The following is a 20644-nucleotide window of genomic DNA, read 5'->3' as shown; positions in this document are numbered from 1 at the left end:
GGCCGTAACCCATTGAATCTTTGCAAGTTATAGAGCCGTATCAGGCATTCAGTCGCCCGACGCCGAGACGAGATCGGCCAGATCAATGCGGTAGATGTATGTCGGATTTTTCGAAGTCTGTACCAACCTATGCTCCTTTAGCCGGACTGCCTCCATCCTGGGGGCTTTCGCAGTCGGTTTCTTGAGTGATCCTGCCTTCGGCAGGAGTTGGATCAGCGTCACCGAGGAAAAATTGTCGCATGCGCCGGCCATGACAATACAGTCCCGCAGGCTTGGCGTCATGGCTCTCGACCATGAAGGTACTCGCTAGCGCAAGGCTGAGGCTGCCCTTCCTCGATAAGAAAAGCATCATTTAATTTGGAAAATGTTTAATTCTTTGATTAATTTTGTTGCGGCTTATAGAGTCTGACGCCGAGGCTTGGATAAGCCCGATGCAGACAAACGAACGTGATACCCAGGAAGCGTGCTGTCGTTCGTGGCGCGCAACACACAAGGAAGGGACACAGAAGAATGGCAGCTGACACTGAACCACTCAGGACCCAGGCCGACCTGCTGCGACGCGGTCTGGCCGATCTGCGCGCTGAAGACACGGAGCTGGCAAGCATCCTGGACGCGGAAGTCACGCGCCAACACCGCACACTGTCTTTGGTTTCATCTTCCTGCGCGGCCGGCCCCCGGAGCTTGGCGGCATCAGCCTCGGCGCTGGTCAACGTCACGGTCGAGGGCGCTCCCGGCCGGCGTCATTATAGTGGGTGTGAAAACGTTGATCGGGTTGAGGCTCTGGCGATCCGACGCGCTCGGGAGCTGTTCTCTGCCCAATACGCGTGCGTGCAATCACACTCGGCCTCGAATGCCATTTACCAGGTGCTGACGGCGCTGGCCGAGCCTGGGGATACGATCCTGGGCATGGCCCTCGAACAGGGTGGGCACCTTGCACATGGCCGAGTGGAAGCCTTCACGGAGGCCAACTACAAGGCTGTTCGCTACGGCACCACATCCCAGGGGGAGATCGATTACGCAGAAGTGCGCCAACTGGCGATGGCCCATCGTCCGCGGATCATCATTTGCGGGGCGACGGCCCATTCTCGGGTCGTGGACTTCCAGCGCTTTCGTGCCATTGCCGATGAGGCCGGGGCCATCGTGCTTGCCGATATTTCCCATATCGCCGGGCTGGTGGCCACAGGGCGCCATCCGAGCCCGATCGATGCCGCGCACGTCACAATCACCTGCACCCACAAGCAGCTCGCCGGCCCGCGTGGAGGTCTGATTCTCTCCGGTCGTGATGCAGACACCAAAGTGCCTGGACTGAGGTCGAGTTTTCGCCGGGTTCTCGAACAAGCGGTTTCCCCCGGTATGCAAGGCGCGCCTGCCGTCAACGTGATTGCCGCCAAGGCTGCCGCGTTGGGCTATGCGATGTCCCCGCTGTTTGATGCCTACATGGGGCGGATTCGCGCCACGGCAGATGAAATGGCTTGCGCGTTCATGGAGCGGGACTACGAGGTCGTGGGGGGAGGAACGGAAAATCACACGATCTTGCTGCGCTTGCGTGGCGGCATCAGCGGCTCCATCGCCGAATCGGCGCTGGAGAAGTGTGGAATCATCGTCAGCAAAAAACGCGGTCCGAGGGAAAACCGATCATCATTTGCAGCCAATGGCTTGTGTATCGGCACAGGCTCCATCGCCCAGCGCCACGTGGACGCCCAAGGGTGTCGCCAGATCGTCGACCTGGTGTGCCGGATACTCGATCAGGTGCAGCCCCACGGCGAGCAGAAATACACCCTGGAGCCCGGATTGCAGGAGCAGTTCCGACAACAGACCGAAGCGTTGTGCGCGATGTACCCGATCCGTGAGTACGGGGATCGCTGAAAACAAAAAGCCCCGACTTCACACGCAAGTACGGGGCTTTTTCTCGGCGCTCAGGTCGGGCTGACGCCTTCGCGAGCAAGCTCGCTCCTACAGGGTCGGGTTACAGCTGCTGTTGCGCGCTGTAGCCTTCGAATGCGGTCTGCTGCTGGATCGCGGTGATGATGTTCTTGCGGGTCGCTTGCTGCTCGTTGCCGTCCTTGTCGAGGAACATCTCGCTTTCCAGTTCGGCCTCGTCGCCTTCGCCGACAAAGCTGAAGCCGAGGAACTCGAAGGCTTCACGGTCGACGTTGGCCTTGGAGCGCGGGCGCATCGGCAGGGTGACGCTGATGCCGTCCTTGCTGATGGCGAACACTTCCATTTCCTTCTTCGGCCGCGCCTTGCTCTTGCCGCCGCTGGGGTTGCTGATGGCCTGGTGCGTCTGGTTCAGCACTTTCAGGGCCAGGCCGTAGACCAGTTCCTGGAAGTCCGGGTCGTCCTTGTAGCTGGAGAGAATCCGGCTGATGGGGAATTTCTTGCTCAGGTCTTCCAGGGCAGCCAGGTCGGCGGCCTCGGCGTCTTTGAGTTGCTTGAGCTGGCCCATGAGTTCATAGGCGGTGTCGTCGTCAAAGCGGTCGTGGGCCTGGCGAATCGCAGCACGCAGTTCGCGAATCTGGTCACTTTCTTTCGAGGTGTGGAAGGCGTCGAGCACCATCTCGCTGATGGTCTTGGCCTGGGACACGTGTTGTGAAAGATGAATGGCGTTTTCGTACTCGGCCTTGTTGGACAGGGCGATTACGGATTCTTCGGTGTTGGAATCAGGCATTGAACATCCACTACTTGGTTTAACAGGTTTGAGGCGCGAAAGGCCCAGGGGGATTTTCGGGGGCGCCTAATCTATTGGACCCGGACCCTAATGTCACGGACCAAGCGACCCGCTCAACAGGACCGTCCCTACAGACCGGTTTGCACGGCGAAGATTCCCCAGTGCTCCAAGGGCATGGCCGCACCGCTTTCAGGCGTTGAGCCGCAGTTGCCGGAAGTTGCGGAACAGCTTGAGTGCTCGCCCGCAGAACAGACCAACGGTAAAGCCTGCAGCGGCGCCACTGATAGCGAGCATCTGCACGCTGGCGGCCTGTTCGGGGTGCACGGCGGTTTGATAGCCGATCCAATACTTCACCGCGAAGAACAGCAGCGAGATGGCGAGGATCTTCACGGTGCCAGGCACCAGGATCGCCTCGCCGCCGGACTCCAGTAGCACGCCGGCGCTGGAGAACAACAGCATCGCCAGCAGGCTGCCGAGTGCGGCACCACCGGCCCAGGCGCCCAGCGCCAGCAATGGGTGATCGCCAAGGTTCACCGACCACAGCGACCAGACCAGCAGGATCACCGGTGTCAACAGCAGCGAACGACGGCTCTCGCGAGTGATGGCGAGGGCACGCAGACCGTAGTAGCAGACCAGGGCGAAGACCGCGTACACCCACAGGGGCGTGCCTTGGAGGATATCGAGCATCTGTAGCGTCCTTGCTTCAGCGGAAAATGAGCGATCCATGGTGCGCTTTGTACCCGCCGACGTGAAGCCTTCGCCCTTGGCACAGCTCACCGCAGCCGCTTGCGGCTGAAAACGTGCCGCTTGAAGCTCAGTGCACCTGCGTATCGCTGACCCCAGCCTCCAGTTCCTGGCGCAGATCGCTGCCCCGACGGGCGATGAACACCAGTTGCGCGGCATGCTCGGTGGGCTGCCCTGTGGCCAGGGTGAACTGGCTGCGGTTGCCCACATGCTGCAACCAATAGGGTTGTTCATTGCCTTCCAGGCGCACCAGGCCCTTGAGGCGCAGCAGGTCGGCGGGCAGGCGCGCCAGCCAGTCGCGCAGGGCCTTGGGCTGCAGCGGCCGCGAGCTTTTCCACACCCAGCTTTCGAACAGTTCGTCGTGGGCCTGGGGCAGGGCCTTGAACAGCACTTCGGTGGAACGCACCGGCGGCGCCAGCAGCAGCTCGGGTGGCAGTTCGGCCTGCACCGTTTCGAATACCGGGGCGCGGCCGCCGAGGCTGGCGCGGATGCTTTGCAACTGCTCGGGGCTCACCAGGTCGGCCTTGTTCAGCAGCACCCAGTCGGCACAGGCCACCTGGGCCCGGGACAGCCGGGCCATTTCCCCCTCCAGGTCCTGGTAGCCGCTGGCGTCCACCAGGGTGATCACCGCGTCCAGGTGCAGGCGGTTGCGCAGTTGCGGGTAGCCGATGGTCTGCACGATACGCTGCGGGTCGGAGACGCCACTGCACTCGATGACGATCCGTTCCAGGGCCGGGCGCAGCTTGGACAGGCTCACCAGTTGCGCCAGCAGGTCCTCCTGCACGGTGCAGCAGATGCAGCCGTTCTGCAGGCTGTACACCGCGTCGGTGACCTCGGCAATGATCGCCGCATCGATGTTCAGCTCGCCGAAGTCGTTGACGATCACCGCCAATCGGCCGCTGTCGGCGCGCTGCACCATGCGGTTGAGCAGGGTGGTCTTGCCGGCGCCGAGAAAGCCTGCAACCACGGTCACCGGAATGCTCGGGGTGCTGTTCATTGTTCCTTGCCCTCGATCACCGGTGGCAGGCCTTCCCACACCGCCTGCAACGGCGTGTCGCTGAAGATGCCCTGGCGGTCGTAGACCAGTTGCCCTTCGACGAAGGTCAGTTGCACCTGGGTGTGGTGGATGTAGTTGCGCGCGTCCTGGGCGAACAGGTTGCGGTCAAGGACGATCAGGTCCGCCGACTTGCCCACCTGCAGGCTGCCGGTCAGGTGTTCCAGGCCCATGGCGTGGGCGCCGTTGAGGGTCGCCACTTGCAGCGCCTGCTCCAGGCTGATGGGGTCGCCGAAGGTGTCGGGTTCCTGGTTCCACGGGTTCTGCCGGGTGACCATGGTTTCCAGGGCCAGCCACGGGTCGATCGAGGCCACCGGCCAGTCGGTGCCGAACACCGCGATACCGCCGGCCGCCAGCACGCCCTTGAAGTCATAGATGCGCTTGAGACGCTCCTGGCCGTAGCCGGAGCGGGCACCGCTGGCGAACGGCGTCGGGTACCAGGCCGCCGGGGAGAACTCGGCGATCACGTCCAGGCTCTGGAAGCGCTTGAGGTTGCCCGGGTGCAGCAAGGTGCTGTGGGCGCATTGGTGGCGGATGCCGCTGTTGCCGTTGCGCCGCCGGGCTTCGGCCACGGCGTCGAGGAACACGTCGGAGGCGCCGTCGCCGGTGCAGTGGGCGATCACCCGCAGGCCGCGCTTGTCCATGTCCACCACCATGTCGGTGATGTGTTCCGGGGTCAGGTTGAGCTTGCCGCGCCAGCTCGATTCTTCCGGCCAGGGGGTCAGCAGGTAGGACGACTTGGGCTCCACGGTGCCGTCGAAGTGGAACTTCACCGCGTTGGCGCTCAGGCGGGCGCTGCGATAGAAGTGCCGCTCGCCACTGAGCAGCTCCCAGCGCCGGCGCACCGGGAAGATATCGTCCTGCCAACTGATGGCGGCTTCCACCCGTAGGGTCAGCTCGCCGGCGTCGTCCAGTTCCTTGAGGGCCTGCAGACGGTTCTCGCAGACGTGCACGTACTTGGTGGCGGTGACCCCGCGCGAGGTCTGGAAGTGCACGCCATCGCGGTAGGCGCGGCGCAGTACCGGGACGGGCGTCGGCGGCATGGCGGCGTGGATCAGGGCGTAGGCGCCGTCGATCAGCAGGCCGTTGGGCTCGCCGCTCAGCTCGTCGCGCTCCAGGTAGCCGTTGCGCGGGTCGCTGGTGTGGCGGTCGATACCGGCCAGTTCCAGGGCCTTGGAGTTGACCATCATGGTGCCCCACATGCGGTCCAGCAGGGCCACCGGGCGATCCGGCATGACGCTGTCGAGCCACTCGCGGCCCGGGGTCAGGCCGGCTTCGCGGAAGGTGTAGCGGACCCAGTACTGGCCGTAGATCCAGCCGTCGCCAGGGTGGCTGTCGGCGTAGGCGTGGATCGCCGCCGCCAGTTGCTCGGGAGTCGGATCTTCGATGCCCACGTCCAGGTCGTCGGCGTAGCGCGGCGCCAGGGCCAGGTCCGGGTGGGTGTGCATGTCGTGCAGGCCGGGCATGCAGAAGGCCCCGTCCAGGTCGTGCTGTCGGGTGTTGGGCCCGATCAGCGAAGCCAGGGAGGCGAGGCTGCCCACCGCGATCAGCTTGCCCTGGCGGATGGCCACGGCATCGGCCCAGGGTTGGGCCGGGTCGAGGGTGTACATCCGGCCGTTGTGCAGCACCAGTTCGGCGTATTGATCGACGGCGCTATGGGTGGAGTTGAATTGGTCGGAAGCGGTCACGGGGTCAACCTCTCAAGCAGGGGGCCCTTCAAAGGTGGGCGGAAAAATGGGCGACAAGCTCAAATGCATTCTTGTTGTGCGGGCTACTGTGGCGAGGGCGCTTGCTCCCGCTGGGTGGCGTAGCCACCCCACTGGCCGTGACCGCGATGGCCAGGCCTTTACGACTGCTTCGCAGCCGAACGGGAGCAAGCTCCCTCACCACTATCGGGTTGTTGTCTAGCGTTGTGCGCCCAGGGTTTCGACAAAGCCGGCGATGCGCTGGCAGGCGTCCTTGAGCACCTCGTCGGCGACGGTGAAGGAGATCCGCACGAAGCCCTCGGCGCTGGCGCCAAAGGCCTGGGCGTCGAGCACCGAGACCCCGGTGGCGCGGAACAGCTGCCAGGCGAAATCCATGCTCGACAGCCCGGTGCGGCGCACATCCACCAGCATGAACATCCCGGCCTCGGGCTCGCGGCAATCGAGCAGGTGCACCGACTTGAGCCCGGCCACCACCAGGTCGCGGCGCCGGCGATAGACCTCGCGGGCGCTGCCGATCACTTCTTCATCCAGCTCCAGGGCCTTGAGCGCGGCTTCCTGGATAAACCCGGGCAGGCCGTAGAGCATGCACAGCAGCAGGTTGTCCAGGTGCCCGACCAGGGCCGGCGGGGCGATCACCCAGCCCACGCGCCAGCCGGTCATGGCGTGGGTTTTCGACAGGCTGTTGAGGATCACCGTGCGCTCGGCCATGCCTGGCATCGAAGCGATGCTCAGGTGGTCGCGGTCGTAGGTCAGTTGCCCGTAGACCTCGTCGGAGATCACCCACAGGTCGTGCTTGCGTGCCACTTCGGCCACGGCTTCCAGCTCTTCGCGGCTGTAGACGTTGCCGGTGGGGTTGCACGGGGTGGCCAGGGCGATGCCCCGGGTCTTGTCGGTCAGCGCCGCTTCCAGGGCCGCGGCGGTCAGGCGGAAGCCGTTGGCCGCCGGCTGCTGCACACAGGCGATCTTGGCCCCCGAGGCGTGGATGCAGGCCTCGTAGGTCAGGTACATGGGTTCCGGCACCAGCACTTCGTCGCCACTGCTGAACAGGCACAGCGAGGTGGCGAACAGGCCGTTCTGCGCCCCGGCCACCAGGGCCACGTTGTCGGCGCTGACCTCGATCCCCAGCAGGCGTCGCTGCTTGGCGGCAATCGCTTCGCGCAGGGCCGGGCGACCCAGGACGTGGGTGTAATGGGTGTCGCCTTGTTCCAGGGCGGCGCTGGCGGCGGCGCTGATACGTGCATCGGTGGCGAAGTCCGGATCACCGACGCTGAGGACGATCACGTCCTCGCCGCGGCCCCGGGCCTCGATGGCCGCGTAGTGGATGTCCCAGGCGCTGACGGATTCGCCGCTGATGCGCTGAACGAAAGGTGAATAACGCATGTTGTGCTCCTCACGGGCTCGGTTGCCCGCGCAATGAATGGGTTCAGGCCTGACGCTGTGGCCGCTGAGTCTGCGAGGCGTTGCCCAGGCGTGCGCACAGGTGTTCGATGACAAAGGCCAGGACGATGTAGATCAGCGCCACCGCCAGCAGCGGTTCGTAGACCTTCAGGGTCTGGGCCCGCACCAGGTTGGCGGCGCCGAGCAGGTCGGTGACCGCCACGGTGGAGGCCAATGCGGTGGCCTTGAGCAGCAGCACGCATTCCCCCACCAGGGTCGGGCGTACCAGCTCCAGGGCCCGGGGCAGCCACACCCGGCGCAGGGTCAGCCAGTAGCCCATGCCATAGGCGCGGGCGGCTTCCAGCTCGCCCCGGGGCACGGCCCGCAGGCCACCGCGCAGCACTTCGCCGACATAGGCGCCGACACTCAGGGTCAGGGCCAGGGCCACGTACCAGAAGCCTTCGCGCAGGTAGGGCCAGAGAAAGCTGCCGCGGATCGGCGGGTAGGCGGCGAACAGGCTGCCGACCCCGTAGTAGAGGATGTAGATCTGCACCAGCAGCGGCGTGCCGCGGAACACACTGATGTAGAACTGCATGGGCGCACGCAGCAACGGATTGCGCGACACCCGGCCCAGGCCCACCACCACCGCCAGGGCAAAGCCGCAGACCCCGCTCAGCAGCAGGAGCTTGAGGGTGATGCCCAGGCCGCGCAGCAGTTCGGCGGAAAAACCGTTGATCCAGGAAAAGTCCATCCGAGTCTCCTAGTGCTGGGGCAGCCAGCGATTGGTGCGACGCTCGAGCACCCGGAACAGGCTGCCGGACACCAGGGTGATGACGAAATAGAAAGCCGCGACCGCCAGGTAGAACACCAGGTAGTGCTTGGTGGAACCGGCCGCCTGTTTGCCGACTGAAAGCAGTTCGCTGTAGCCGACGATGCTGATCAGCGCGCTGTCCTTGACCAGTACCAGCCACAGGTTCGACAGCCCGGCCATGGCGTAGGGCAGCATGCTCGGCAGCAAGATGCGCCGCACCAGCAGCCAGCGCTCGATGCCGTAGGCCCGCGCCGCTTCGATCTGGCCGTGGGGAATGGCCTGGATCGCGCCGCGGATGATCTCCGCCGAATAGGCGCCCTGGACAATCCCCAGCACCAGTACCGCGGCAATGAAGCCGTTGACCGTGACACTTGGCCGGTCCATGGCGGCCATGGCCATGTTCAACAGGTCAGTGCCGGCGTAGTACAGCAGCAGGATCAGCAGCAGCTCGGGCATGGCCCGGTACAGGGTGGTGTAGATGTTGGCCAGCTTCACCAGCCAGCGCGGGCCCTTGAGCTTGATCATCGCCACCAGCAGGCCGATGCCCAGGCCGAGGACGAAGGCCCCGGCGGAAATCTGCAAGGACACCAGCGCGCCCTGGGCCAGGGCGCCGAGCCAGCCGTCGGCGACGAACAGTTGGGAAAGGTCGGACAGAGAAATCATGACGTATCCAGTCAACGCCGGCGGCCCGCGCGAGCGGGCGCGCCGGACGGCTTAGTTGGCAGAGATGTCGACGCTGAAGTAGCGGCTGCGGATCTTGTCGTAGGTGCCGTCGGCCTTGAGCGAGGCCAGGGCGGTGTTGATCCGCTGTTGCAGGGCGCTGTCGCCCTTGCGCAGGCCGACGCCGATGCCGGAACCGAACAGCGGGTCTTTGGGTGCCAGGCCCTTGTCCGCCAGGCCGGCCCCGGCGGTGGTCTTGAGGATCGGTTCGATGGTCAGGGCGTCGGCCAGCATCACGTCGATCCGCCCGCTCTGCAGGTCGGCGATCATGTCGTCCTGGGTGGTGTAGTAGCGCAGGGTCGAGGTCTTGCCGTAGTAGGTTTTGGCGAAGGTAGCGTTGGAGGTCGAACCCTGCACGCCGATCAGCTTGCCCTTGAGGCCCTCGGGGGTGGTGACCAGTTCCAGGCTCTGGTCGGCGACCCACATGGCCGGGGTCTGGTAGTAGGGCGCGGAGAAATCGATGACCTTCTCGCGCTCCTCGGTGATGCTCAGGGAGTTGAGAATGGCGTCGATCTGGCTCGATTGCAGGGCCGGAATCAAACCGTCCCAGGCCACTTCCTTGAGCGGACACTGGGCCTGCATGCGTTCGCACAGGGCCTTGATCAGCTCCGGTTCGAAGCCGCTCCAGTCGCCGTTGCCGCTTTTCATCGAGAACGGCGGGTAAGGTTCCAGGGCGATGCCGAAGACGATCTTGTCGGCGGCCACCGCGTGGCTGGCCAATGCGCTGAACAGGCAACCGGTGGCGAGCACCTTGAGCAGGTTTTTCATGGCTTTACCCTTTATCGAAGTTGTTGTTTTCAAGGATTGAAGCGGGACGTCAGACGCGGTTTTCCTGGGCCATGACGAATTGCCGGCAGCGTTCGCTGACCGGGTTGAGGAACACTTGTTGCGGCGGGCCTTCCTCTTCCACCAGCCCCTGGTGAAGGAACATCACCTTGCTCGACACATCCCGGGCGAAGGCCATTTCGTGGGTCACCAGGATCATGGTGCGGCCTTCCTCGGCGATGCCCTGGATGACCTTGAGCACTTCGCCCACCAGTTCCGGGTCCAGGGCCGAGGTCGGTTCGTCCATCAGCAGTACCTGGGGGCGCATGGCCAGGGCCCGGGCGATGGCCACCCGTTGTTGCTGGCCGCCGGAGAGAAAGGACGGGAAGGCGTCGCGCTTGTTGGCCAGGCCGACTTTTTCCAGCAGGTGCTCGGCGTGGGCGATGGCGTCCTTGCGGTCTTCGCCGAGGACATACACTGGCGCCTCGATGACGTTTTCCAGCACGCTGCGATGGGGCCACAGGTTGAAGCTCTGGAACACCATGCTCAATTGCGTGCGCAAGCGTGCCACCTGGGCCGGGTCGGCCACCTGGGGGTTGCCGGCGCGATCGGTCTTCAGGCGCACTTCTTCGCCATTGATGCGCAGGCTGCCGCTGCAGGGGATTTCCAACAGGTTGATGCAGCGCAGCAGGGTGCTTTTGCCCGAGCCGCTGGAGCCGATCAGCGACACCACTTCACCTTCATTGGCGCGCAGGGCAATGCCCTTGAGCACGTGGTGATCGGCGTAGCTCTTGTGCAGATCATCGATCGCCACCACGGGATTGACGGAGTTGGGCTGCGATTGCAAGGGTCGACCCTCTTGTTATTGTGCGATGGCCGGGCAGTACCCGGCACAGGGTAGGGCTGGAGAATTAGCCATCGATGGCCTGGGGTCAATCGAGCATTTTTAGCCCGATTCGGTAATTTTTTTCAGCAGTCGGGGATTTTTTCGGCGACGGGCAAGGCTATTGCCGGATCGCGATTACGGCTATGGTGCTGGCACTCGTTTTTTGCAGTCGAGGCCTGATCGGTATGCGTTATCCCTCCATGACCGCTCTGCGCGCGCTGGACGCGGTGGCCCGCCTGGGCAGTGTCGCCGAAGCCGCCAATGAGCTGAACCTGACCCCCAGCGCCATCAGCCACCAGATCAAGAGCCTGGAGCAGACCCTGGGGTTTGCCCTGACCGAGCGCCAGGGCCGCAGCATTCGCATCACCTACCAGGGCGAGCGCTATGCCCGGGACATTCACCTGCTGCTGGCCAATATCCTCGAGGCCGGCCAGCGCTCCGACGGCCAGCAGGTCAGCGGGCGACTGTGCATCAGCAGCCCGCCGGGGTTCGCCACCTATTGGCTGTGCACCCATATCGCCGAGTTCCAGGCGCTGTATCCCCAAGTCGAATTGCAGCTGGTTTCTCCCCGCACCCCGGGCGACACCAGCGACAGCAGCGTCGATCTGTTCGTCGCCTATGGCATGGGCGACTGGCCCAACCAGCATGTGCAGAAGATCGTCTCCCTGCGCTATTTCCCGGTGTGCAGCCCGAGCCTGGTCAATGCCATGGGCGGTTTGAAAACCCTCGACAGCCTGGATCACGCCCTGCTGCTGCACATGATCGACTACTCCGACTGGCGGGTCTGGCTGGCGGCGGCCGGGGCGCCGAATGTCGATGTGCGCCGGGGCATCGTGTTTGCCGACGCGCACTTCGTGCAGTCGGCCTGCATCGCCGGCCAGGGCATCGCCATGGGCGACAACCTGATCAGCGGCGAGGCCCTGGCCAGGGGGCAGTTGGTGCAACCCTTCGGCACCGAGATCGAATCCAACCGCGGCTACTACCTGGTGGCCGACCTGCTCAAGGCCGAGCGCCCGGTGGTGCTGGCCTTCAGCGAATGGGTCAAATCCCAGCTGCAGGGCATCACCCGCCTGCACCCGGAACCCCGGCGCAATGGCAAAGCGTGAATTTTATTGAGCAATCGCGGCGATTTTTTTCGATTGTTGCCCCTTGGGTGCAGCGACTAATGTCCCTCGACATCAGCCGGGCGCAGGGTGTCGTCCGGACGCATAAGAACAAGAGGAGTAGTCGATGACCACCTGTGCCCAGTCCCTGGTTCGTTTGCTGGAAGGTTATGGCGTGGACACGGTGTTCGGGATTCCCGGCGTGCACACCGTCGAGCTGTATCGCGGCCTGCACGGCAGCCGCCTGCGCCATGTCAGCCCGCGGCACGAACAGGGCGCCGGGTTCATGGCCGACGGCTATGCCCGGGCCAGCGGCAAGCCGGGAGTGTGCTTCATCATCACTGGTCCGGGGATGACCAACATCCTCACCGCCATGGGCCAGGCCTACGCCGATTCGGTGCCGATGCTGGTGATTTCCACGGTCAACCGTCGCGAGCACCTGCGCCTGGGCCATGGCCACCTGCATGAGCTGCCGGACCAGCGGGCGATGGTGGCCGGGGTCTGTGCCTTCAGTCATACCCTGCAATCGCCTGCGGAACTGCCGGAGCTCCTGGCCCGTGCCTTTGCCGTGTTCAAGTGCGCGCGGCCACGGCCGGTGCACATCGAGATTCCCCTGGATGTGCTGGACATGCCCGCCACCGACCTCAACCTCATGCCCCGCAGCCTGCCCGGTGCACCGGCGCCTGCCGGGGCTTCGATCGAGGCGGCCGCGACCTTGCTCAACAGTGCCCACCGGCCGCTGATCCTGGCCGGCGGCGGCGCCCGCGGTTGCGCCGAGGTCCTGCGGCAATTGGCCGAACGCCTGCAAGCGCCGGTGGCCCTGACCACCAACGCCCGCGGCTTGCTGCCCTGTGGCCATCCGTTGCTGCTCGACGGCGTGCAGTCATCGGCCCATGGCCGGGCCCTGATCGATGAGGCCGACGTGGTGCTTGCCGTGGGCACCGAACTGGGGGAAACCGACTACGACTTCTTCGGCCTCGGGCCCCTGCGCTTCAAGGGTTCGCTGATCCGCCTGGACATCGACCCGATGCAGGTCATGGGCGTGCAACGGGCCCATGTCGGCCTGGTGGGCGATGCCCTGGAAGGCTTGCAAGCCTTGCTTGGCAAAGTGGCGCCACCCAGCGCTCGCGGTCGTTGGGCGCTGGACAGCGTGCAGCGCGTGAACCAGGCCGAACGCACCAGCTGGACGCCCAAGCAACAAGGCTTGCAGGGCTTGCTCGACCTGCTGCGCGACACCCTGGGCAGCCCGATCCTGGTGGGCGACTCGACCCAACCGGTGTACCAGGGCGCCTGCGGCTACCAGGCACCGGCCCCGGCCAGCTGGTTCAACGCCGGCAGCGGTTACGGCACCCTGGGCTACGGCCTGCCGGCAGCCATGGGCGCCAAGCTGGCACAGCCCGAGCGTCCGGTGGTGGCGTTGGTGGGGGACGGCGGCCTGCAGTTCGCCAGCAGCGAGCTGATCGCCGCCAAGGAAGCGCAGATCGGGGTGATCCTGCTGGTGTGGAACAACCAGTGCTACGGCGAGATCCGCGACTACATGCAGGCCCGGGACATCGCGCCGCTGGGGGTGGACATCCTCACCCCGAACTTCGAGGCCATGGCCCAAAGCTTCCACGTGGCGCACCATCGCGCCGACACGCCAGGGCAGCTGCAGGACTTGCTGCAGAGCCTCAAGGACACTCGGCAGCCGGTGATGATCGAGGTCGACGCCCGGGCCTACCTGGCCCTGGACTGATCCGCCGGCCGGTTCGGCACTCGGGCCGACAAGGAGCGGGCCTTCAAGGGACAAGCTGGGTTACATTGGCCGCGCTCGCCAGGACGCACCTTGTCACTTGAGGATTCAGGGATGAACTGCATTTTCTGCCAGATCGTCGCCGGCACCCTGCCGGCGGCCGTGGTTTACCGCGATGAACACTGCATGGCCTTCATGGACGTGCATCCGCTGGGGCGGGGCCATGTGCTGCTGATTCCCCAGTCTCATGTGGAAAAGCTCGATCAATTGCCCGGTTTTGTCCGTCAGCATCTGTATCAGGTGTTCGACGGCCTGCTGGCGGCGCAGCGGCGTGCCGGCTACGGCGTCGAAGGCACTCACCTGCTGGTCAATGATGGTCGGGCCACCAACCAGCACATTGCCCATGCCCACCTGCACCTGATCCCGCGGACACGCGGCGATGCCCTGGGGTTTGCCGGGCGCCTGCTGCTGCATTTCACTGGGGTGTTCGGGCGCCGCGCGAAACTGGACGTCCTGCAGCAGCAGGCCGCCGGCATCGCCGAACAGGTGCGCGTGCCCTGGGTCAGTGAAACACCGGTGGGCAACCGCTGATATGGACCGCCATCGCGCGCTGGCCCTTGAATATGCGGAGGCCCAATACCTGCGGGCGCGGGTTCAGGGGCTGGCGAATCTGCCGGGCAACCCCTATCGGGCCAGCCTGTTGGGCGAGCCGGAGTGTGGCGCCTTCGTGGTCGCCGGCAATCCCAGTCCGATGATGAACCGGGTGCATGGCGACTGCGGGCAACAGGCGCGCAGCCTTGTCGATCTGTTACAGACTTGCGCGGCCTACGCCCCGGCGATCGCCTTGATCGCTGAGTCAGCCAAGGTGGCGAACACCCTGGAGCTTGAGGGGCAGCCGTTGCAGCGTCTCAAGGGTTGGACCCACGGGCAGCTGTTCGCCTCGGTGGACCCGCGTGTCGCGCCCTCTTCGGCGCTGGATATCGAACCGGTGACGGCCTCGACCCTGGAAGACTTCTGCGTGCTGCACGGGGACAGTTTCAAAACGCCTGCGGCGGCCCGACCGGTCAATCAGGCGGCCTTCGGTGGATTGCTCAATGAGGACCGTGGGCACTTGTACCTGTTGCGCGAGCAGGGCATTGCAGTGGCCGGGGCGGCGCTGTTCATCGCTGACAACGCGCTGGCCTACCTGGGCACCGCCTTTACCGCTCGGACCGCCCGGGGCCAGGGTTATCACCGGGCCCTGATCGCCCATCGCTTGCAGCAGGCCGCCGCCCTCGGCGCCCAGAGTGTGGCGGCCACCGCCCTGCTGAACTCGCAAAGCCGGCGCAACCTGGAGCACTACGGCCTGCGCCTGTCCCACCTGCAGACCCTGTATCGGGCCGTGCCTTAGTGCGGGTTCTGTTGCGCCGCTGGCACCGGGTCGAAGCGGATCGAGTGCAGGATCGCGTCCAGGGTCGCGAAGTCCTGGAAGAACCCCACGCTGTCAGCCACCACCTGACGCCGACCACTGTCGAGCAACGCCATCAGGCAGGTGCCACCATAGGCGTGAAAGCCGGTTTCCTCATCGCTGATGCCGCAGGTCTGATAGGCCCGCAAGCCTTTCCAGCCGGGGCCTGAAATGTCCTGCACCGGGCTGGGTGCATCCCTTCCGGCGCTGCGCATCCAGACGCCGTTTTCCTGATAGAAAAACAGCTCCTCGGCGGCCTGTTCCAGGCTGCCCTGCCGCAGGCACAGGTGCAGGGTGTACTCCTCGTTTGGGCGTTTGTTCGGATGGTCCAGGGTGAGGCAGTTCTGCGTCTGGCTGAGCTTCCAGCCTTTGGGGTACTGCAGGCTGAATCCCGGTCCGTTGAAGCGTGGCGAATCCTCGGGCAATACCGGTATCCCGTCTTCCTCCCGCAAGGGTTCATACAGCCTGGGATCGTTGCGACAGGCGGACAGCGGGCGGGCCTGGGCCTTGTGCAACTGGTCGAGGCGATGAGTCCGTGGATCAGCGCTGGCGCTGACACAGGCGCAACCGTAGCCGTAATGATTGTTGGTGCGTACCCATTGCTGGTCGTTGAAGGTGGGCCAGTCGCCTTCGGCCTGATAACCGCCCTGGCTGGCAATTTCCCAGACGCCGTCGCGGTCGGTCAGGGTGGCGTTGGCCGGGGTCGGGTTCTCGAACCAGCCGCAACGACGTTCGACCTTGGCCGGAGCGGCGCTGGCGGGTAAGGCAATCAGTGTCAGGAGTGTGCAGATCAGGGCACGCTGAAACATGGAGCATCCTTGTTCGGGGTTAAGAACCGCAGATTGTGCGCTGGCATTGGCGTTAGTAGAGATCGAGGTCCTTGTTCTTCAGTAGCGCCACTTGCGCACCAAGTCGTCGCCGTAACGCTGGCTGATCAGCGCTTCGGCGCCGTCGTCGTCCTCGTACACCTCGGCTATGCACAGCAGCATCAGCGCATCCAGGTACTCCTCGGGGGAGTCGAAGAAGCGTGTCAGCGCTACACCGGTGTCGTGATCGAAGTAGTAGACCGCGCCGCTGTCCCGGTGGAAACAGAACAGGTTGCCGTTGCCCAGGTAGTCGCCAAAGGCAACCAACTGGTGCGCCAGTGTCAGGTCCAGATCGCTCTCGGGGATATCGACAATGCCAGGGTAGGCCTCCAGCAGAGGCTGGATCGGGGTATGGCCGGGGCCTACGCTGCAAAGGATCTCCGCCAGGGACAGGACCCCCAGCTGCCGATGATAGTCGCGCAGAGAGGACGGCAAGGTACAGCCCAGTCGCTGCTCCAGGGCCACCAGCGCTTCTTCGCTGACGGGGGTTAATTCGGGCTCGTTGACGTGACCTTCCCACAGCGCGCCGTAGGCACCGATGACCGCCAGGTACCAACTCAGCCGTGCACTCTGGTCGGGCAGGTCCTGCCAGGCCAGGGGTGGGCAGCCAGCGGGTGGCCAGTCGGCGTGTGGGGCGTGCTGTTCTGACATGGGGTTCCTTGGATGAGCGTGCGGGGTGGCGGATATGCGCGATGGTGCTGGCGTTCTAGGGGATGTATGAGAGTACTGGTTTGCTAAAAAAGCCAGCATGCAGCATGGTTCGATGCGGATCTCGCGAAGACTGGGCTGCTATGGGCGACCCCAGACGTACTAGTCTGGAGCACCTTCTTTGAATAAAGCCTAACCTAGACGATGACGGCGATTTACCGTCCAGAGAAAAAGCTATAAAAACGCTCTCTAATGGAGTAAAGCCAAGCTGAAGAGTTTAATAGAAGTTTGGCCCGTTCCTTTAAGGATGCTTCTGGGATGAAACATATTATTTTTGAGTAACCAAGATAGCGCAAAAGTTGTAGAAGAAATGCTACAAGAAGTGCTCTCTGTTTTTGAGGGGAAAGTTTTGGTTTGTATTGTTCGTAAAAATAGAATATTGCACGCTGCCTGACCCACATCTGTTCGTTAATTTGTGAGTAGTTGATCCCGCGCTTGTAACTGTTGTTGTCATGAATTCGATAAAAAATTCCAATTTTAGGGACGTGAGTTGCTTCGACGGAAGAGTAGCGTGCGTGGAGCATCATCCACACGTCTTCATTCGGCAAAAAACTTGGGATTGGAAAAGCCAATTGAGCAAATGAACGATTAAACGCCATGCAACCACCTGACTCAAGACCCAGTGCGGGGTTCTTTGGTAGTGTCATTGCATTGTATTTTGAATCAGCGGAGAAAGACTTTAGTTTGCAGTATGAGACTTTTGGTGTGCCTTCTTTCTGTATTGGCGTGATTCGCTCATGAATACTTTCTGCAATCAGTAAGTCGTCAGCTGCCAGCAGGATAAAAATATCTCCAGATGCGTTCTCATAAGCAATATTGAAGGCTTGTGCTTTACCAACGCCCCCGCTTTTTATGAGTTTTACAAAGCTGAAAGCGAGTCTCTCTACAATGTTGAAAGTTTCGTCATCAGATCCATCATCGACAACAATAACTTCGAAGTCGAGATTGTTTATTTTTTCAATGGAACGAAGTGCTGCCTCAATGTAAAGAGCTTCATTTTTGGCGGGCATCAAAATACTTAGCATTTTGTGTCAACTATTTAAGAGTTTTTTTACAGTATCAAATATAAATTTTTTTGTGGAGTCGCCATTTAAGTCTTTGGCCGCTAGGTTGGCCGACTCTTTCATTCGATAGATATCTTTTGATGTCAGCTGAGACAGTTTGTGTGCCATGTTTTTTGGCGAAAAATCGTCGCTGATTATACCCAGGTTATATTGTTTTGTCAGTCGAGCCATTTCGTCAGATGGACCAATAGCAATGGCAAGGCGGGCTTGGATGAACTCGAAAAATTTATTGGGAAGTGCATGCTTGTAGTTGAAGTTTACGGGGGGTAACAAGAATAAGCCGATATCATAGTTGTTGATTTCGAACGATATTTTTTTCATGTCGACAGGCGGGCGAAATTTGATTTTATTATTCTTGGCTGCCATTTTTTTTAATGTTTCAAGGTAACCGCTTCCGTTGTCTACTAACATGAGATCCAAAGTAAAGCGTTCATCAAGATAGTCCATCATTTCGATCATTAGTTCTAGATTTCTTGAGCTAATAGCTGCGCCGTGATGGATTAAGCGGATGACTCCTTCCATAACTGGTGTTGGTGATAGCTCGCTGTAAGCCGGTGCGTTCAGGACAACATTAGAATGTACTCCGAAATTTCTTTCATATTCCTCAGCTATTCCCGTGCAAACAGTAGACATTACAGAAACTTTGGGGATGTACTTTTTACAAATGTATTCGTAGAATTTTGAGAAAAATAAACGCCAAATGAAGCGGTCTTCAAATTCCTTTGGTGAGTACTCGTGGGCATCAAGAAATGTTGGGGATTTTCCTGCGAGGCGAAGAGCAAGCGGCAAACTGTTTATATCGTTTGCTAATACACAGTCAAATTTTTTTCCTTGTAGTAAATTAAGGGTTTTTAGGACGTAGGGCATTTTCCAGTAATAAGTTTCGAAGCATTGGGATATAAGTAAAGTCCCTTTCAAGACTTTTTTAAAAAAATGAGCACCTATAGAGCTGATGTCGATAAACTCAATATCTGGGTACGGAGAGCTACCAAATCCGGCAACAGTTAAATGATATGAACCTCTTAGTGAGTCAATTTGACGCATCACGCGAGGGTCAGTTTTTATGGGAGAAAACGAAATTATTAGTATGTTAGTCATGATTTTCACCCGAAAAAATGTTGGTGCCAGCGAATAAAATTAATCCAGCGCCATACTTGCCAGCTAAAAGCTGCTTTCCCTGAAATTATTTTATCAAACTCTTTTAATATGGCAGATTGATCAAGGAACGGAAGCCCAAGGTCAATTTTTAGCCATTCCCGTATCTGATCGGCCAAATGGGTCAACCATACTTGTTCTGGTGTAGAGAAGCCTATCTTATCTCTGCGATCAAGAATGGCATCGGGCACGATACCTCGCATTGCTGCTCGGAATACTGATTTAGTTTCTCCTTGTTGAGAAATCAGGTAGTTTTCTGGGAGCGAAAGAAGAAAATCTGCCATGTCACCGGTGAGAAATGGTACTCGACTTTCTATGGAAAAACGCATTGAGTTGCGGTCACCATGTCTTAGTAGTGACTGAAGTCCACGGTGGCTTAGAGAGAATGCCAGTTCAGAAGCAAGCTTGCGCCCTTTTATATCATAAGGTGAAATTTGCCGTGGATATCCAATGGTGATTCCGGCCTCACGCAAGATATCCGTATCTATCCATGTTGGCTTAGTGCGCATACCATTTCCACGGCGGAGTAGATCGTACAATTGGCCGTCGACACATTCAGCGACTACTGTTTTTAAGCAGTGTTTCCAGTTTCGATCTGGCCATTTTGACCATTCACGAGAAAAGTTGAGTGCATCTAAGTATTTACGCTGCTCAAGCATGCTCTTTATACGTTTACCCGGATATCCGTGGTAACCAGCAAGTAATTCATCTGCTCCTTGACCGTCAAGGGTCACAGTTATTCCACTGTCTTTAGCAAGTTTAAATACCCTATATTGTGCATAGATACTGGTACTCCCAAATGGTTCACCTTGAGCACGAATCATGTCGTCGAGATCATCGGCCAGTTCATCTGGTTGAACCAAGACCTTGTGTGCTTTGGCTCCGACATAGTCATTGATCATATCGACCCATGACTCTTCTGAAATAGCACTATCTTTGGCAATGAAGCTAAATGTGCTGATATCGGAATTTGGTTCCAGTTTCCGTATCGCGCAAACAACTGCTGAAGAGTCAAGTCCACCCGAAAGAGCCGCACCCAGAGGCACATCGCTTCGTAGATGTAGTTTTATGTTCTCCAAAAAGCGTTCACGCAACTCGTCAGCGGCGCTAGTGAAACTTAGCGTAGATGTCTGCTCAACTTTAGGCGTCCACCATCGACGAGGTTCTGATATAGCGCCAGTAGTTATATCGACCGTCATCAGGCTTCCGGGCATTAACTGATAAATACCATCAATGAAGGTAGAGCTTTTACTATCGTAGTCTCCGTGTACTAGATAGTCGTAGGCTCGCTGAATATTTAGTTTTATTTTTTCTTTTTTAAGTTCTTTGATCGCTGGGAGTTCGGATGCAAAAATAAAGTTGCAGTTTTCTTCTGTGTAATAAAATGGCTTTATACCGAATGGATCTCTAGCGCATGTTAAGACTCCAGCTTGATGGTCGTATATTGCTAGAGAAAACATCCCTTTCAGGAGAGGTAGACATGCCTCTCCCCAACGCTGCCATGCTGCAACTAATACTTCAGTATCGGACTCTGAATGAAAGGATAGTCCAAATTTGCATAACTCAGATCTTAGTTCTTTGAAATTATAGATTTCACCGTTGAATACAATGGTGAAGTTATGATCAAGCGAATGCATAGGTTGATGACCAGCATTCGAGGTATCTAATATAGAAAGCCGAGTATGGCCAAGCCATAGTTCTGCGCCGTTTGGACGATGAAAGCTTTCATATCCTTGGTCGTTAGGGCCGCGCTTAGATAGCGCTTGCAGAGAGGCTTGGAAAAGACGTTGTCTTGAGTTATCAGAACCTGAGTAAACTCCTCCGACGATGCCACACAT

General features: G+C 60.3%; 19 protein-coding genes. 5 read left to right on the top strand and 14 right to left on the bottom strand.

Annotated features, from left to right (window positions below; translation table 11 throughout):
- Positions 1 to 510 precede the first annotated feature (510 nt).
- A complete protein-coding gene (gene glyA / locus POS17_RS24690) occupies positions 511 to 1866 on the top strand; it encodes a serine hydroxymethyltransferase (protein WP_060840936.1) in 1356 nt (451 codons plus the stop codon).
- A 100-nt stretch (positions 1867 to 1966) separates the two neighbouring features.
- Here glyA and POS17_RS24685 read toward each other — a convergent pair whose 3' ends face one another.
- The 9 genes from POS17_RS24685 to POS17_RS24645 form a co-directional block, all read right to left on the bottom strand.
- Positions 1967 to 2668 (bottom strand): hypothetical protein, encoded by a 702-nt coding sequence (locus tag POS17_RS24685; RefSeq protein ID WP_060840935.1) that lies wholly within the window; start codon positions 2666 to 2668, stop codon positions 1967 to 1969.
- Between the two features lie 189 nt (positions 2669 to 2857).
- The gene (locus POS17_RS24680; RefSeq protein ID WP_060840934.1) at positions 2858 to 3355 is read right to left on the bottom strand and encodes a DUF6622 family protein; all 498 of its coding nucleotides are present in this window, start codon (positions 3353 to 3355) and stop codon (positions 2858 to 2860) included.
- 127 nt (positions 3356 to 3482) lie between these two features.
- A complete protein-coding gene (locus POS17_RS24675; RefSeq protein WP_060840933.1) occupies positions 3483 to 4409 on the bottom strand; it encodes a CobW family GTP-binding protein in 927 nt (308 codons plus the stop codon).
- The gene (locus POS17_RS24670) at positions 4406 to 6154 is read right to left on the bottom strand and encodes an amidohydrolase (RefSeq protein ID WP_060840932.1); all 1749 of its coding nucleotides are present in this window, start codon (positions 6152 to 6154) and stop codon (positions 4406 to 4408) included. Before POS17_RS24670 ends, POS17_RS24675 begins: the two co-directional genes overlap by 4 nt.
- A gap of 216 nt (positions 6155 to 6370) precedes the next feature.
- Complete coding sequence (locus POS17_RS24665) at positions 6371 to 7552, bottom strand: pyridoxal phosphate-dependent aminotransferase (RefSeq protein WP_060840931.1); 1182 nt, start codon at positions 7550 to 7552, stop codon at positions 6371 to 6373.
- Between the two features lie 43 nt (positions 7553 to 7595).
- The gene (locus POS17_RS24660; protein ID WP_060840930.1) at positions 7596 to 8300 is read right to left on the bottom strand and encodes an ABC transporter permease; all 705 of its coding nucleotides are present in this window, start codon (positions 8298 to 8300) and stop codon (positions 7596 to 7598) included.
- 9 nt (positions 8301 to 8309) lie between these two features.
- On the bottom strand, positions 8310 to 9023 hold the full coding sequence (locus tag POS17_RS24655) for an ABC transporter permease (protein WP_060840929.1): 714 nt from the start codon (positions 9021 to 9023) through the stop codon (positions 8310 to 8312).
- Between the two features lie 51 nt (positions 9024 to 9074).
- Entirely contained in the window at positions 9075 to 9848 is a 774-nt protein-coding gene (locus tag POS17_RS24650; protein WP_060840928.1) for a transporter substrate-binding domain-containing protein, read from the bottom strand.
- Positions 9849 to 9897: 49 nt separating this feature from the next.
- On the bottom strand, positions 9898 to 10692 hold the full coding sequence (locus POS17_RS24645; protein ID WP_016966681.1) for an ABC transporter ATP-binding protein: 795 nt from the start codon (positions 10690 to 10692) through the stop codon (positions 9898 to 9900).
- Positions 10693 to 10916: 224 nt separating this feature from the next.
- Here POS17_RS24645 and POS17_RS24640 point away from each other — a divergent pair, with 224 nt between their 5' ends.
- The 4 genes from POS17_RS24640 to POS17_RS24625 all read left to right on the top strand — a co-directional run bounded on the left by POS17_RS24640 (position 10917) and on the right by POS17_RS24625 (position 14956).
- The gene (locus POS17_RS24640; RefSeq protein WP_060842013.1) at positions 10917 to 11837 is read left to right on the top strand and encodes a LysR substrate-binding domain-containing protein; all 921 of its coding nucleotides are present in this window, start codon (positions 10917 to 10919) and stop codon (positions 11835 to 11837) included.
- 124 nt (positions 11838 to 11961) lie between these two features.
- Positions 11962 to 13569 (top strand): 5-guanidino-2-oxopentanoate decarboxylase, encoded by a 1608-nt coding sequence (locus tag POS17_RS24635; protein WP_060840927.1) that lies wholly within the window; start codon positions 11962 to 11964, stop codon positions 13567 to 13569.
- Between the two features lie 111 nt (positions 13570 to 13680).
- Positions 13681 to 14157, top strand: coding sequence for an HIT family protein (locus POS17_RS24630; RefSeq protein WP_060840926.1), 477 nt, complete (start codon positions 13681 to 13683; stop codon positions 14155 to 14157).
- Position 14158: 1 nt separating this feature from the next.
- Positions 14159 to 14956, top strand: a complete 798-nt coding sequence (locus tag POS17_RS24625) for a GNAT family N-acetyltransferase (protein WP_060840925.1) — start codon at positions 14159 to 14161, stop codon at positions 14954 to 14956.
- On the opposite strand, the gene POS17_RS24620 is transcribed toward POS17_RS24625, so the two are convergent.
- From POS17_RS24620 to asnB, 5 genes are all read right to left on the bottom strand, one after another.
- Positions 14953 to 15822 (bottom strand): DUF4087 domain-containing protein, encoded by an 870-nt coding sequence (locus tag POS17_RS24620; protein ID WP_060840924.1) that lies wholly within the window; start codon positions 15820 to 15822, stop codon positions 14953 to 14955. The two genes, POS17_RS24625 and POS17_RS24620, sit on opposite strands and share 4 nt — an antisense overlap.
- A 78-nt stretch (positions 15823 to 15900) precedes the next feature.
- Positions 15901 to 16530 (bottom strand): SMI1/KNR4 family protein, encoded by a 630-nt coding sequence (locus tag POS17_RS24615; RefSeq protein WP_060840923.1) that lies wholly within the window; start codon positions 16528 to 16530, stop codon positions 15901 to 15903.
- 212 nt (positions 16531 to 16742) lie between these two features.
- Positions 16743 to 17597, bottom strand: a complete 855-nt coding sequence (locus POS17_RS31270) for a glycosyltransferase family 2 protein (protein ID WP_159426433.1) — start codon at positions 17595 to 17597, stop codon at positions 16743 to 16745.
- Positions 17598 to 17618: 21 nt separating this feature from the next.
- A complete protein-coding gene (locus POS17_RS31970) occupies positions 17619 to 18749 on the bottom strand; it encodes a glycosyltransferase family 4 protein (protein WP_148654991.1) in 1131 nt (376 codons plus the stop codon).
- A 5-nt stretch (positions 18750 to 18754) separates the two neighbouring features.
- Positions 18755 to 20644 carry an asparagine synthase (glutamine-hydrolyzing) gene (gene asnB, locus POS17_RS24605; RefSeq protein WP_060840921.1) on the bottom strand — a complete coding sequence of 630 codons (1890 nt, stop codon included), beginning with the start codon at positions 20642 to 20644 and terminating at the stop codon, positions 18755 to 18757.

The organism is Pseudomonas sp. Os17 (assembly GCF_001547895.1).
Lineage (GTDB): Bacteria > Pseudomonadota > Gammaproteobacteria > Pseudomonadales > Pseudomonadaceae > Aquipseudomonas.
This window is presented reverse-complemented; position numbering and strand designations above follow the sequence as displayed.